At 71.2% G+C, this 13,864-nt stretch carries 11 protein-coding genes; 3 read left to right on the top strand and 8 right to left on the bottom strand.

The genetic code is table 11. The features are described 5' to 3' along the window. Window positions 1-18 precede the first annotated feature (18 nt). Entirely contained in the window at window positions 19-1,239 is a 1,221-nt protein-coding gene (locus ABD743_RS34265; RefSeq protein ID WP_344727220.1) for an alpha-hydroxy acid oxidase, read from the top strand. Window positions 1,240-1,281: 42 nt separating this feature from the next. Next, entirely contained in the window at window positions 1,282-1,554 is a 273-nt protein-coding gene (locus ABD743_RS34260; RefSeq protein ID WP_344727218.1) for an antitoxin, read from the top strand. A gap of 147 nt (window positions 1,555-1,701) precedes the next feature. Here ABD743_RS34260 and ABD743_RS34255 read toward each other — a convergent pair whose 3' ends face one another. From ABD743_RS34255 to ABD743_RS34245, 3 genes are all read right to left on the bottom strand, one after another. Beyond that, window positions 1,702-2,082 (bottom strand): HAD-IA family hydrolase, encoded by a 381-nt coding sequence (locus tag ABD743_RS34255; protein ID WP_344727216.1) that lies wholly within the window; start codon window positions 2,080-2,082, stop codon window positions 1,702-1,704. A gap of 1,254 nt (window positions 2,083-3,336) precedes the next feature. Then, window positions 3,337-4,374: an ABC transporter substrate-binding protein gene (locus ABD743_RS34250; protein WP_344727214.1), complete on the bottom strand. Its 1,038-nt coding sequence runs from the start codon at window positions 4,372-4,374 to the stop codon at window positions 3,337-3,339. A gap of 62 nt (window positions 4,375-4,436) precedes the next feature. Beyond that, window positions 4,437-4,889: a MarR family winged helix-turn-helix transcriptional regulator gene (locus tag ABD743_RS34245; RefSeq protein WP_344727212.1), complete on the bottom strand. Its 453-nt coding sequence runs from the start codon at window positions 4,887-4,889 to the stop codon at window positions 4,437-4,439. 101 nt (window positions 4,890-4,990) lie between these two features. On the opposite strand from ABD743_RS34245, the gene ABD743_RS34240 reads away from it, so the two are divergent. Next, entirely contained in the window at window positions 4,991-5,491 is a 501-nt protein-coding gene (locus tag ABD743_RS34240) for an Rv3235 family protein (protein ID WP_344727210.1), read from the top strand. Between the two features lie 16 nt (window positions 5,492-5,507). Here ABD743_RS34240 and secA read toward each other — a convergent pair whose 3' ends face one another. The 5 genes from secA to mtrB form a co-directional block, all read right to left on the bottom strand. Then, window positions 5,508-8,468, bottom strand: coding sequence for a preprotein translocase subunit SecA (secA, locus tag ABD743_RS34235; protein ID WP_344727208.1), 2,961 nt, complete (start codon window positions 8,466-8,468; stop codon window positions 5,508-5,510). Between the two features lie 179 nt (window positions 8,469-8,647). Beyond that, window positions 8,648-9,274, bottom strand: coding sequence for a ribosome hibernation-promoting factor, HPF/YfiA family (hpf, locus tag ABD743_RS34230; protein WP_344727206.1), 627 nt, complete (start codon window positions 9,272-9,274; stop codon window positions 8,648-8,650). 233 nt (window positions 9,275-9,507) lie between these two features. Beyond that, entirely contained in the window at window positions 9,508-10,203 is a 696-nt protein-coding gene (locus ABD743_RS34225) for a ComF family protein (RefSeq protein ID WP_344727204.1), read from the bottom strand. 96 nt (window positions 10,204-10,299) lie between these two features. Continuing rightward, a complete protein-coding gene (locus ABD743_RS34220; RefSeq protein ID WP_344727202.1) occupies window positions 10,300-12,036 on the bottom strand; it encodes an LpqB family beta-propeller domain-containing protein in 1,737 nt (578 codons plus the stop codon). Then, window positions 12,033-13,781, bottom strand: a complete 1,749-nt coding sequence (gene mtrB / locus ABD743_RS34215) for an MtrAB system histidine kinase MtrB (RefSeq protein ID WP_379659170.1) — start codon at window positions 13,779-13,781, stop codon at window positions 12,033-12,035. The genes ABD743_RS34220 and mtrB overlap by 4 nt, the downstream gene beginning before the upstream one ends. Window positions 13,782-13,864 lie beyond the last annotated feature (83 nt).

Below are 13,864 nucleotides of genomic sequence, written 5' to 3'. Positions count from 1 at the left end.
GAGATCTAGTCTGTCTGGATGGTCCAGCGCAGGCTTCCTCGTCCCTCCGAGCTCCGCCCGCTGCTGCGGCCGGCACCGTTCGTGCGCGACTCCGCGCAACGACGGCTGATGCGCGCCGCGAGCATCGCCGACCTGCGGGCGATCGCCCGCCGCCGCACCCCACGGGCCGTGTTCGACTACACGGACGGCGCAGCCGACGGCGAGCACTCGTTGCTCCGCGCCCGCCAGGCCTACGCCCGCGTCGAGTTCAGCCCGACGGTGCTGCGCGACGTGTCGTCCGTGGACACCGGGCGCGACATCCTGGGGAAGCGTTCTGCGCTCCCGTTCGCCTTCGCTCCCACCGGCTTCACGCGGATGATGCACCACGAGGGCGAGCGTGCTGTCGCGTCGGTGGCCGAGGAGGCGGGCATCCCGTACGCGCTGTCGACGCTGGGCACCACCACGATCGAGGAGGTCGCAGCCGCCGCTCCCGGCGCGCGCAAGTGGTTCCAGCTCTACCTGTGGCGCGACCGCGCGCCCGCCAAGGAGCTCGTGCAGCGCGCCACGGATGCTGGCTACGACACCCTGCTGCTCACGGTCGACACTCCGGTCGGCGGGGCCCGGCTCCGCGACGTCCACAACGGGCTCACCATCCCGCCCGCCCTGTCGATGCGGACGTTCGTCGACGGCGCCCGGCACCCGCACTGGTGGTTCAACCTGCTCACCACCGAGCCGCTGAAGTTCGCGAGCCTCACGTCCACCGAGGGCACTCCCGCCGACCTGATCGCACGCGTCTTCGACCCGGCGCTCACGATCGCCGACGTCGAGTGGCTGCGTGACACGTGGCCGGGAAAGCTCGTGATCAAAGGCATCCAGAGCGTCGAGGACGCACGCCGTGTGGTCGACGCGGGCGCCGACGCCGTGCTGCTGTCCAACCACGGTGGCCGTCAGCTCGACCGCGCACCGGTGCCGCTGGAGCTGGTCGAGCCCACCGTCCAGGCCGTCGGCGATCGCGCCGAGGTGCTCGTCGACACCGGGATCACCCACGGCGCCGACGTGCTCGCCGCGATCGCGCTCGGCGCCCGGGCCGCCCTCGTCGGACGCGCCTACCTGTACGGGCTGATGGCAGGCGGCCGACTCGCCGTGGAGAAGGCCGTGGCGATCCTGACCGGTGAGATCGTCCGCACGCTGCAGCTCATCGGCGTCAACAGTGTCGACGAGCTGCGGCGCGAACACGTCCGCCTTCGCCCGAATGCATGAGCCCACGCTGCGGAGATGGCGCCACGGGGCCATCGTGCACGAATGGGACTCATGGAGAAACTTCGCGAGCTGCTGCATCAACACGACGACAAGGTTGACCAGGGGCTCGACAAGGCCGGAGAGATGGCCAAGACCAAGGTGCAGGGCCACGACGAGCAGATCGACCAGGCTGTCGACAAGCTGCAACAGATGACGGGCGACGGCGACACGACCGAGCCCAAGCCTCCGGGCGAATCACCGCCTGGATCTCCGCCGCAGGGCGCGGCGCCGCCCGACGCGACGCCGGGCAGCCAGGAACCACCGCCGCCGCGGTAGCGCTCACCTGTTTGGGCCGGTCCGGATCGGAGTACTCCGTCGGCGACCTGCTGCGGCAGTCGATGATCACAGGGACCGAAAAGGACGACCCGGCCCAGCCGCCGGAGGAAGAGCCGTCCGACGCCGACACGTCGTGACCATCACTGCTCAGGTGGGCGGCAGTTCCAACAGGATCTCGACCTCGGCGGTGGTGGCAACGGCGTCCTGGTGGTGGACGACGACCGCTCCCGCCTCACGCGCACCTCGCAGGTTGCGCAGCTGATCGTCCACCACGAGGCACTGGGCGACGGGGAGCCCGAGCATCTCCGCGACGCGGCGGTACACCTCAGGGTCGGGCTTCCGCACGCCGAGCGAAGGCCCCAGCACCACGGCGTCGAACTGCGCTGCGCACTCGTCGGGCACGGCGTGCGCGTCGGAGACCAGAGCGGTGGCCACACCCGCCGCCCGGGCCCGCCCGACCAGTTCGACCACGGCCGCCCCGTCGGTGAGCACTCCCTGGTAATCCATCAGCAGCCCACGCAGCGGCACCGCAGGCACATTACCGGTGATCGGTGACCAGGCCCTCGGCAGCCGATACGGCTACGCGCCCTCAGCCGTCGACCTCACACTCTGGTGACGGTTCATGATCGGCGTTCGGGTACCGGGAGGCGGGCCGGACACGGTTGCGCGTCCCGATCTGACGATCATGCAGGCCGGCCCCGATCCCGCCTGTGATCGGCAGTCACAGGACCCGCCAACCGCACCGCGCACAGCTACCCGCCCTGAACCGGGGATCCGATCCTGGCGGGGGCCGCACCCCGGCCGGCCCGGACCCGCCCGCCGCTTTCATGATCGACGTTCCGGGCCCGACAACAGCGTCCGGCACGGCTACCCGTCCCCAACCGACGATCTTGGAAAACCGGTCCGCCCATGATCACCAATTCGGACCCGGCAGCCGCCCCTGACCCGGTTGTGCGCCCCGAAACGACGATCATGCACGCCGGGCAGTCGCCGACCCGAGACCGGACGCCGGCCGCTACCGACCGCCACCCGACCTCGCCGCCCATGATCGGCAATCCGGACCCGCCAACCGCCCCGAGCACGGCTACCCGCCTCGAACGGGCGATCTTGGAAAGCCGGGCCGCGCATGATCAACGATTCGGGCCCGGCGGCCGTCCCGAGCCCGGTTGTGCGCCCCGAAACGACGATCATGCAGGCCGGGCAGTCGCCGACCCGAAACCGGACGCCAGCCCTACCCGCCGCAGCTCGATCCCGCCACCCATGACCGGCAAATCTGGACCAGCCAACCGCGCCGAGCACAGCTACCAGTCCCAAATTCTGGCGGGGTGCACCGCGGCCGGCCCCACCGCCCGCCACTTTCATGATCGACGTTCGGGGCCCGACAACCGCGTCCGGCACGGCTACCCGTCCCGAACCGACGATCTTGGAATCCGGTCCGCTCATGATCACCAATTCGGACCCGGCAGCCGCCTCTGGCACGGTTGTGCGCCCCGAAACGACGATCATGCACACCGGGCGATAGCCGACCCCGAAACCGGACGCCGGCCACTATCCACCGCTACCCGACCCCGCCGCCCATGATCGGCAATCCGCGCCCGCCAACCGCCCTGAGCACGGCTACCCGTCACAAATCCTGGCAGGGTCGCGCCCCGGGCCGGCCTCGACCGCCCGCCGCTTTCACGATCAACGCCTCGGGCCCGACAACCGCATCCCTCACGGCTACCCGTCCCGAAACGACGATCTTGCTGCAGGTCGGCCGGTCGGACGGGCCGCTGCCGAGCACTACGCCGTGGCGAGGATCTTCTGCAAGTCGTCGAGCACGATCATGGCGCCCGAGGGCCCCAGGCCCAGGAACCAGACCTCGTCGTCGACGGGTCGCGCGTGGCCCTTCTGCACGGCGTTCAGCCGACTCCACAGCTCCCCGTTCACCACGGCGCCCTGATCCGTGGCCTCCGGCGGGCCGTAGCTCGAGTAGAAGATCCAGTCGCCTTCGGCGCGGTTGATCACTTCCGGCGAGACCTCCTGGGCCAGCTCGTCGAAGTCCTGGCCCGGCGCCCGGGGCAGGCCGACGTCCTTGAGGATCACCCCGATGAACGACAGGTTCCCGTAGAGGCGGATCCGGCCGGGCATGAACCGCACGAGCGAGATCGCGGGCGCGCCACCCGCCAACGACGCCTTCACCGCGTCGGCCCGCCGCTGGTAGTCGTTGAGCACCTCGGTGGCCTTGGTCTCCTCGCCGAGCGCGGCGCCGGCCAGCAGGAAGTCTTCCTTCCACGGGAAGCCCGGGCGGATGCTGAGAACTGTGGGCGCGATGGCGCTGAGCGGCTCGTAGAGCTGGTCGACGCGCAGCTGGCTACCGAGGATCAGGTCGGGCTTCAGCGCCGCGATGGCCTCGAGGTTGAGGTTGTTGGTGTCCCCCACGCTGGTGATGCCCGCGACGCGGTCGGCCAGGTAGGACGGCGCCTTCGCGTTGGGGTTCGCCATGCCGACCGGCGTGACCCCGAGCGAGAGGACGGCGTCGAGCTCGCCGCTGTCGAGCGTGACCACCCTGGCCGGCTTCTTCTCCAGCCGCGAGGTGCCCCGGGCGTGGGTGATCGTCCGGGGGAAGACACCGGGGCCGACGTCGGCCCCCAGCTTCGCGGTCGCCTCGTCGGCGGTGGAGAACAGTTTGCCGCCGGTGGCCACATCCGTGTTCCCGGTGCCGCCGGACGAACTCTGCTGCTGCGTAGCGCAGCCCGTGGCCAGCACCGCCGTGAGGGCCATCACGAGCCCCCAAGACATCCACCGGCCCGACGGCCGGCCCACCCTTCCAGAGCGCATGAGGTGACCCTAACCTAACCGATCACGGTGCTCGGCACGGGTCGGCAAAGCCGACGGGACCGTCATTCCGCCCGCGTGGCCGCCGCCAGCACGGCCAGCAGGTAGGCGCGGATGACCTCGGCGTCGCGCGGCGACGGCTGGGGAAGGCCGCTCCGCAACGCCGTCGCCACGGCCCCGTGCGCGCCCGCCAGCCGGAGCCGCCCGCGCTCGGTGATCCGCAACCGCACCACCCGACGGTCTGACGCGTCGCGCTCGCGAGCCAACTCGCCCGCAGACTCCAGCGCGTCCACCACCGGGGTCAGCGTGGCCGGGGCGACGCCGAGGTACCCGGAGAGCTCGCGGTGCGACACGGCCTCGCCGTCGGCGAGCGCACCGAGCACGCCCATCGAGGTGACGGTCAGCCCGTGTGCGGCGACCACCTCACGGGAGTACCGGGAGACGGCCTGCCCGGCCCGGGACAGCAGCCGGTGAAGCGGCATCAGCTGCGGGTCGGGCTCGAAGAAACCGCCGGTCATCGGCACACCGTACGAAGTTGGATCATCAGTGCCCGTACGGTTCGTCGCCTGATCACCCCAACGGACCTCGGCGGCCCGGCGCCAGGTCGCACTCTGACGCCGTGACCACCACGCTGGCCTCACCACCCCCGCTACCTGCGCCGCAGCATGCCGCCTGCCCAGCCGGACGGCCGCGGCTGCGACGTATGGCGTACGAACCGGGCCCCGGAGCGAGCGCAGTCGTCGCCGCCATCCCGGCGCCGCGCCCGCCGCAGCCGGAGCCGGCCGGGCCGTCGGCGGCCGAGCTCGGCGACGCGCACCGCAGCATCACGCGGATCCTGCGGCTCGCGCTGGAGGTGCTCGACCACCGCAGGCCGTCCACACAGCTCGCCGACCACGTCACGGCGTCCGTGCTGCGTTACTGGCGCACGGCTGCGCAGCAGCGCACCGTGCGTTCCCCTGCCCGGTTCGCCCGCATGCGTCTGTGCCTTCCGCAGCCAGGCATCGCGGAGGTGGCCGTGGCGTGCGCCATGGACGGACGCGTGCGCGCAGTGGCGGCGCGCTTCGAGCGAGCCGACAGCGCGGGCACCGGCTGGCGGTGCACCGCGCTGCGACTTTGCTGAACCCGAACCGCGCAGGTCAGGGGCGTGCTGCAGTGGGCGAGCCGTGGCACTGCTTGTACTTGCGACCCGAGCCGCACGGGCACGGCCGATTGCGCGACGGCTCGGCGGAGCCGGACACCGTGGATTCGCCCCGGCTGCCGTCGCGCGCACCATCGCCGCTGCGCGAGCGCGTGGCGGATCCGTCCTCCGCCGGGCCGCTGTAGCGCAGATCCGCCGGACGGGAACCGCGGAAGGCCGGCGGCAGCACGCTGGTGGTGGCCGTCGGGTCGGCCGAGTGGCGGCCGCCGGATGCCGCCGCCGCCGGCCGGCGCTCGGCCGGAGCCGGAACCTGTTGCACCTGCGGCTGCTGCACCGGGGCCTGCTGCACCGGGGCCTGCTGCGGTTGCGCAGAAACCTGCTGCGCCGGCTGAGCCTGGGCAGCGGGCGGGACCTGCGCGGCGGGCTGCGCCGGCTGGGCCGGTTGCACCTGGGCGTTGAACAGGTAGGAGACCGTCTCCTCCTTGATGCCCTCGAGCATCGCGGAGAACATGTCGTAGCCCTCGCGCTGGTACTCGATGAGCGGGTCGCGCTGGGCCATCGCCCGCAGGCCGATCCCGTCCTTGAGATAGTCCATCTCGTAGAGGTGCTCGCGCCACTTGCGGTCGATCACCGTGAGCAGGACCTGCCGCTCGAGCTCCCGCATGCCACCGAGGGGGGCGATGAGCTCGTCGACCTCGGCCTCGCGCCCGGCGTACGCGTCACGCGCGTCGGCGAGCACGGCCTCGGCCAGCGCTTCCTTGGTGAGGTCGCCGGGATCGGCCAGCCCGTTGTCGTCATGGCCGTCGGTGAGGTCCTCCCAGCGGATGCCGACGGTGTACAGCGTGCGTAGCGCGGTCCAGAGCTTCTCGAGGTCCCAGTCCTCGGCGTACCCCTCGGCGGTGGCCCCGTCGATGTACGCCGTGATGACGTCCTCGAGCATGTGCTCGATCTGCTCCTTGATGTCCTCGCCCGCGAGGACCCTGCGGCGCTCGTCGTAGATGACGGTGCGCTGCTTGTTCAGCACCTCGTCGTACTTGAGCACGTTCTTGCGGATCTCGAAGTTCTGCTGCTCGACCTGCGTCTGCGCGCTGCGGATGGCCTTGGTGACCATGCCCGCCTCGATCGGGACGTCGTCCGGGAGGTTGAACCGGTTCATGATCGACTCGACCAGCTGGCCGTTGAACCGGCGCATCAGCTCATCGCCGAGCGAGAGGTAGAAGCGCGACTCACCCTGGTCACCCTGACGGCCCGAACGACCGCGTAGCTGGTTGTCGATGCGCCGCGACTCGTGCCGCTCGGTACCCAGCACGTACAGGCCACCGGCGGTCTTGACCTCCTCGGCCTCGGCCGCGACCTGCTCCTTCATCGCGGCCACGACGTCCTCCCAGGACGCCTCGTACTCCTCGCGGGAGTTCACCGGGTCGAGGCCACGACCGCGCAGCTCGATGTCGGCGAGGAACTCGGGGTTGCCGCCCAGCACGATGTCGGTACCACGGCCGGCCATGTTGGTGGCCACGGTGACCGCCCCGGCCTGCCCGGCCTGGGCGACGATCGCCGCCTCCCGCTCGTGGTGCTTCGCGTTGAGCACCTCGTGCGGTACCTGGAGCCGCACCAGCAGCTTCGACAGGTACTCCGACTTCTCGACGCTCGTGGTGCCGACCAGCACGGGCTGCCCGGCACGGTGCTTCTCGGCGATGTCGGCGGCGACCGCCGCGAACTTCGCCTCCTCGGTCTTGTAGATCAGGTCCGGCTGATCCTTGCGGACCATCGGCCGGTTGGTGGGGATCGACACGACGCCGAGCTTGTAGATCTGGTGCAGCTCGGCCGCCTCCGTCTGGGCGGTACCGGTCATCCCGGAGAGCGTCTCGTAGAGCCGGAAGTAGTTCTGCAGGGTGATGGTGGCGAGCGTCTGGTTCTCCGCCTGGACCTCCACCCCCTCCTTGGCCTCGATGGCCTGGTGCATGCCCTCGTTGTAGCGGCGGCCTGCCAGCACGCGACCGGTGAACTCGTCGACGATGAGCACCTGCCCGTCGCGGACGATGTAGTCCTTGTCCTTCTTGAACAGCTCCTTGGCCTTCAGAGCGTTGTTCAGGTACCCCACCAGCGGGGTGTTCGCGGCCTCGTAGAGGTTGTCGATGCCGAGCTGGTCCTCCACCAGCGCGACGCCGTCCTCCGTGACGCCGACGGTGCGCTTGCGCTCGTCCACCTCGTAGTGCAGGTCGCGCTTGAGCAGCGGCGACATGCGGGCGAACTCCTGGTACCAGCGGGCGCTCTGCTCCGCCGGGCCAGAGATGATCAACGGGGTGCGCGCCTCGTCGATGAGGATGGAGTCGGCCTCGTCGACGATGGCGAAGTTGTGCCCGCGCTGCACCATGTCGGCCGCTTTCCAGGCCATGTTGTCGCGCAGGTAGTCGAAGCCGAACTCGTTGTTGGTGCCGTAGGTGATGTCGGCGGCGTACTGGCCGCGGCGCACGGCGGGTGGCATCTCCGAGAGGATCACGCCGACGTTGAGCCCGAGGAACCGGTGGATGCGGCCCATGTTCTCGGAGTCGCGCTTGGCCAGGTAGTCGTTGGTGGTGACGACGTGGACGCCGTCGCCGGAGATCGCGTTGAGGTATGCGGGGAACACAGAGGTGAGCGTCTTGCCCTCACCGGTCTTCATCTCGGCGATGTTGCCCAGGTGGAGCGCGGCACCACCCATGAGCTGCACGGGGAAGGCCCGCTGGCCGAGCGTGCGCAGCGCCGCCTCACGCACCACGGCGAACGCCTCGAACAGCAGGTCGTCGAGCGACTCGCCGGCCTCGTAGCGCTCGCGGAACTCGTCGGTCTTCGCGCGCAGCTGCGCGTCGGAGAGCGCCTGCACCTCGGGCTCGAGTGCGTCGATGCTGTCGGCATAGCGTGCCAGCCGCTTCACCAGCTTCGTCTCACCGGCACGGAGCAGACGGTTCAAAAGCGGCACGGTCGACCTCATTCGCCTTCGCGGATCAGTACGCGGGTTCTCGTCCGGTAGCCCGCCGTGCCCCGGCGAACCACCGGGCCCAGGGTAGCGAAGCTACGGATACCTCTTAGCACAACGCCGGAGGGGCGGCACGCGTTCCGGTCGGGAACACATGCCGCCCCTCCTGGGCGTACGCGTGATTACCGTACGAGACGGATCATGCCGTAGTCGTAGCCCTTGCGGCGGTAGACAACGCAGGGCTCGCCGCTGTCGGCATCGGCGAACAGGTAGAAGTCATGACCGACGAGCTCCATGCGGGACAGTGCGTCGTCCACGCTCATCGGGTCGGCGGTGTGGACCTTGCTCCGGACGATCCGGCCCGGAAGCTGATCGTCGGGCGGCAGGTGCTCGTCATGGCCACGGGGGCTGGGTACCTCGACCTCGGCCGACGTGTCGGCCGGTGGGAGCTCGTCGAGGAGCGCAGTGGCGGCGCCGCGGCCGGCCATGACCCGGGTGCGCTTGCCGTTGACCTTGCGGCGGTCGTGCGAGCGGCGCAACCGTCCTTCTAGCTTTGCGACAGCGGCGTCCAGCGCGGCGTAGAAATCTTGGGCGCATGCCTCTGCTCTGGCGACAGGACCACACCCTCTGCCCGTGATCTCGACCCGCTGACAGCTCTTGAGCTGGCGCCGGTTCGGCTCGTGGAAGAGCTCCACCTCCAAGCCCACGATCTTGTGGTCGTAGCGTTCCAGGCGAGCGACCTTCTCGGCGACATGGACCCGGAAATGTTCCGGAACCTCGACGTTTCGGCCGGTGACAACGATCTCCACGCAGACTTCCCTCGCTCTCAGCGTCGGGTTGGCGTTGCAGACTGCGGCCGGGAACCGAATCCCCGGGCGCACGATCGGTAGATCCTCCTGATAGGGGCCTCGGCGGATGCGGAGCACCGTAACGCGCATCACGGTTCGGCAACAGGGCTGAGCGTCAGAGTGACCCAGGATGGGTGATATAGGTGCTCGACACGTTTGGTAGGACTGCCGGACGGTAAAAGTCCATGCTCCGTTCAGGCTTCCGGGGCCCTCATCCGGCCGAGGCACTCGGCGTCGCCCATACGCTTCGTCGCGTCGCACAGCACGAGGGCCGCCTCGGCTCTCACACCCACCTCCGCGAGGGCCGCTCGGCAGGCCCGGAGGGTGGCTCCGGTGGTCACCACGTCGTCCACGAGGAGCACGGTCGCTCCTGCCGGCGGCAGGGCCGCGGGCCGCACGCGCAGGCGCCCGGAGAGGTTCTGCGCGCGCTGCACGGCGTCGAGCCCGACGGAGTCGCGGGCCCGGCGGGCGAGCCGCAACGGCCGGGCCACCTGCACGCCGGGCCGCCCGGCCGCCATCGCCCGGCAGAGCCGCACGACGTGATCGCCACCGCGGGAGCGCGCGGCGGCCGGACGGGAGGGCGCCGGCACCAGCCACGTGATCGCGGGCGGCCGGAGGATCTCGTCGAGCGGTGCCGCGAGCAGCGCGGCGAGCGGCCCGGCAAGATCGCGGCGGCCCCGCTCCTTGTAGCGGAGCAGCGCGGCTCGCAGCGGACCGCGGTAGCGCCCCACCGCGAGCACCGCCGGGCCGCCCGGCAGCGCAGGCCACGCCGGCCGCCCCAGCCCGGCCCTGCATCGCGGACACCACGGCGGCACCGGATCACCGCACCCTGCGCAGTCGCCGGGCAGCACGAGATCGATCAACGCCGCCCGAAATTCCCGAATCCCCACCCGCCAAGCGTGCACCCGCCCCCGGTCACGAACAGTGAGGAACGAGCCAGTTATCCACAACTCACCCCCAACCCGCTCGCCGGGCTGCGGCGGGGGTCAGCCGGGGTACAGGGGGACCGCGTCGGGGGCGCCGCCCAGGACCTGACGCCACGCAGCCTGGTCACCGCCCGCGAAGCTCCACACGCCGGTCTGGTCGGTGACGAGAAGTGGGCGGTTGGCGGCGGCCGCGATGGCCGTGAGCGGCGGCGTGAGGTTGTTGCCGAGCACCTGCTGCACGCTCAGGCCGTCGACCGAGACCTGGCCGACGAGCATGTCGGTGCCACGCGTGATCGCGACGATCGACTCCGCCGAGCGCCAGTCGGCCGCCACGACCTCGCCCAGGTCGTCGGGACGCAGGCGGTGGATGTTGCGGATGGCCACCTCGCCGTCGATGCTGCGAGCCACAGCGGCGGTGTAGAGCGCCCCGCCGACCACCGCCACCACGCGCATCCCGTCGCGGGAGAGCCGCAGGTCGCGGATCGGGCCGAGGGCGGTCAGCTGATCGGCGTTGACCTGGCCGGTACGGGCCGGCCCCGTGCCGTCGACGAGCACCCTTGCGACGACGGCCCCGTCGAGGACCGTCCACACCTCGCCACCCGTGGGCGTCCAGGACGGACGGGTCATCGTCGCAGCGTCCAGCGACACGGGGGACACCGCTCCCCCCGCTCCCCCGCCGACCAGCAGCGCGCGCCGTCCGCCCATCCGGACGACGGCGGCGAGCCGCTGGCCGTCACCCGTGGTCGCCGCGGACTCCACGTCGTAGGCGCCGTTGCCGACCGGGCCGGGCAGCGGTGCGCTCGGCTGTGGACCGTCCAGCTGCCGGACCCTCCCACCCGCGACGACCACGCCGGGCACGTCGGCACCGGGCTGTACCTCTGCGGAGAGCGCTGCGACGTCCTCACGCGTGAGCTCGGGTGTGCCGGACAGCAACGGTTCGCCGTCCACGAGCAGCCGCACACGCGCCACGTTGACCTCGGACAGCGTGAGGACCACCTGGGCTGCCAGGAGCTGCCGCGCGGGCTCGTCGAGGTCGCCGACCCCGGTGAGGTCGACGATCAGCGCACCGTCCGAACCCACGGCGGCGTTGGACCGCAGCTGCGCTCCCGGCGGGAGCTGCGAGACGGCCGCGTCCAGCAACGCCTCGGACGGCCCGGCGAGCAGGAGCTCGAGTGCTCTGGCGGGCTGTGCCCTCGCCGGCACGCTGGGCACGTAGCGCAGGTCGGCCACGGCGAGCCTGCGGACCGGGTCGACGAACCAGGTGCGCACCTGCCGGTAGTTGTCCCGGAAGATCGACAAGGGCACGACGACGCCCGCCGGCACGTTGGAGATGCGCCATTGGCCGTTGCGACGCACGACGGTGACGTCCTGCTGGAACGTGGCCTGTTCCGGCTCGAACGCCCCGGAGGACGAGAGACGGCCGACCGCCGTGCCGCGGATCCGGATCGTCGTGACTCCCGAGTTCGGATCCTGCGCCCCGGCTGCGGGCACGGTGTCGAACTGCCCGTCGAGGATGGTGAGGCTCGCGGCGTCGTCCCATTCCACGGCGTCGGGCGCGAGGAAGCGACGTGCCAAGCCGTGTTCGGCGGCGCTGCTGCCGGAGGCGAACACGAAGTCGCGCACCAGGTCGAGTGGGTTGCTGCCCTCGACGGGCCCTGCGGGCAGGGTGCCGCCCTCCCCGTCGCTCACCTCGCGCAGCACCTGCACCGGTGAGCTCTCGGGCACGCTCGCGCAGCCTGCCAGCCCCGTGAGCGCGAGGATCAGGGCGAGCGCTGAACAGAACCGTCGGTGGGTCACGGAAGGTCCGCGTGCCGGTTGGCGGTGTCGACGCCGTCGTCGGACCACGACGGCACGACCGTGATGGGGCGCCCGCGCGGCGGCGTCGGCACCGGGGGCGGCGTCGGCGACGGCACGGAGGACGGCACGACCTCGCTGGCGGGTGCGGGGTCGGGGCCGAGCGGCAACGGGCTGGATTCGACGAGCTCGTCGAGCGTGCGCGGCAACGTCAACCGGAACGCTGCGCCCTGGCCGACCGCACCCCAGGCCTGCAGCCATCCTCCGTGCAGCCGCGCGTCCTCGATGGCGATCGCGAGACCGAGCCCGCTTCCGCCGCTGCGCCGCGCCCGCGACTCCTCCGCCCGCCAGAACCGGTTGAACACCAGCTCAGCCTCTCCCGGGCGCAACCCCACGCCGTGGTCGCGTACCAGCACCGCGACGACGTGCTCGTCGTAGGCCAGCGTGATGTTCACCGGCCGACCCTCGCCGTGGTCGATCGCGTTGGCCACCAGGTTGCGCACGATCCGTTCCACCCGGCGCGGGTCGACCTCCGCGTACGCGCCGGTGGGCAGCCGCAGCTCGAGCGGGGTGCCGCTCTCGTCGGCGAATCCACGCACGGCCTCGACCGCCCGCATCACCACCCCGTGCATGTCCACCCGCTCGGCGCCCAGCTCGGCCACGCCCGCGTCGAGCCTGCTGATCTCCAGCAGGTCGGCGAGCAGCGCCTCGAACCGGTCGAGCTCGCAGACGAGCAGCTCGGAACTGCGCCGCAACGCGGGCAGCAGGTGCTCCCGGGATGCGTAGAGCACGTCGGCCGCCATCCGGACGGTGGTCAGCGGCGTGCGCAGCTCGTGGCTGACGTCGGATGTGAACCGCCGCTGCAGCGCACCGAACTCCTCGAGCTGGCGGATCTGGTTCTGGATACTGCTCGCCATCTCGTTGTAGGACTCTCCGAGCCGTGCGACGTCGTCCTCGCCCTGCACCGGCATGCGCTCGTCCAGGTGCCCGTCGGCGAACCGTTCGGCGATCTCCGCGGCCTGCCGGACCGGCCGTACGACCTGCCGTGTGACCAGCCCCGCGATCCCTGCGAGCAACAGCAGGAGGATGAGCCCGCCGACGATCAGCGTGCTCTGCACCAGCCCGAGCGTGCGTTGCTCGGCGATCAGCGGGAACAACAGATAGAACTCGAGGTCGCCGTTCGCCGTGCGCACGGGCTGCCCGACGATCAGCGTCGGGATGTCCACGCCCTGCTCGCTGAGGGTCACGTACTTGCTCGACAGCGTGCCCGCGGCGACGGCGTCGCGCAGGTCGCCCGGGACGTCCTCCACGGGGCCTGCGGCGATTCCGGCACCCTCCCCGCGCGGCGTGCTGAGGACCGCCCGGAACTCGCCGGCTCCGGTGGACGAGGGCTCGTCGGCGACGCTCGCGTTGGTCAGCCGGTCCAGCGCGTTGTTCAGATCGCCCTGGGCGCCGTCACGGCTCGGGTCGACACCGGACAGATCGCGTTCCAGCAGCACCGCGCCCGCCTCGGTGCGCGTGAGGGTGTCGGCCTCCTTGCCCTGCAGCACCCGCAGCGCGATCTGGGTCTGCAGGACGAGACCGAGCACCACGATGACGGCGGTGGAGAGGACGAGTGTGCTGACCACGACCCGCAGCTGCAGCGACCGCCGCCAGACCGCGCCCCACGCATCCGCCAGTTCCATCGCGAACTGGCGGACCTGTGCGGCTGCGCGGCGGGCGCGGTCCGCGAGCGGCAACGCGGTCATGTCGGACGGGCGGCCGTGACGCTCATGGTGGGCCAGCCTTGTATCCCACGCCGCGGACCGTCAGCACCACCTCAGGGTGCTCC

Origin of the sequence: Pseudonocardia yunnanensis, assembly GCF_039534065.1 — a bacterium.
Taxonomy (GTDB): Bacteria; Actinomycetota; Actinomycetes; order Mycobacteriales; family Pseudonocardiaceae; genus Pseudonocardia; species Pseudonocardia yunnanensis.
The sequence above is the reverse complement of the archived record's forward strand: the minus strand, read 5'-3'. Positions and strand labels throughout refer to the sequence as shown.

Bases quoted from the DNA above. Each gene is read 5' to 3' on its own strand.
- ABD743_RS34265 (WP_344727220.1), top strand. From the start codon at position 19: ATGGTCCAGCGCAGGCTTCCTCGTCCCTCCGAGCTCCGCCCGCTGCTG.
- mtrB (WP_379659170.1), bottom strand. From the start codon at position 13,781: ATGACCGCGTTGCCGCTCGCGGACCGCGCCCGCCGCGCAGCCGCACAG.
- ABD743_RS34260 (WP_344727218.1), top strand. From the start codon at position 1,282: ATGGGACTCATGGAGAAACTTCGCGAGCTGCTGCATCAACACGACGAC.
- ABD743_RS34245 (WP_344727212.1), bottom strand. From the start codon at position 4,889: ATGACCGGCGGTTTCTTCGAGCCCGACCCGCAGCTGATGCCGCTTCAC.
- ABD743_RS34250 (WP_344727214.1), bottom strand. From the start codon at position 4,374: ATGCGCTCTGGAAGGGTGGGCCGGCCGTCGGGCCGGTGGATGTCTTGG.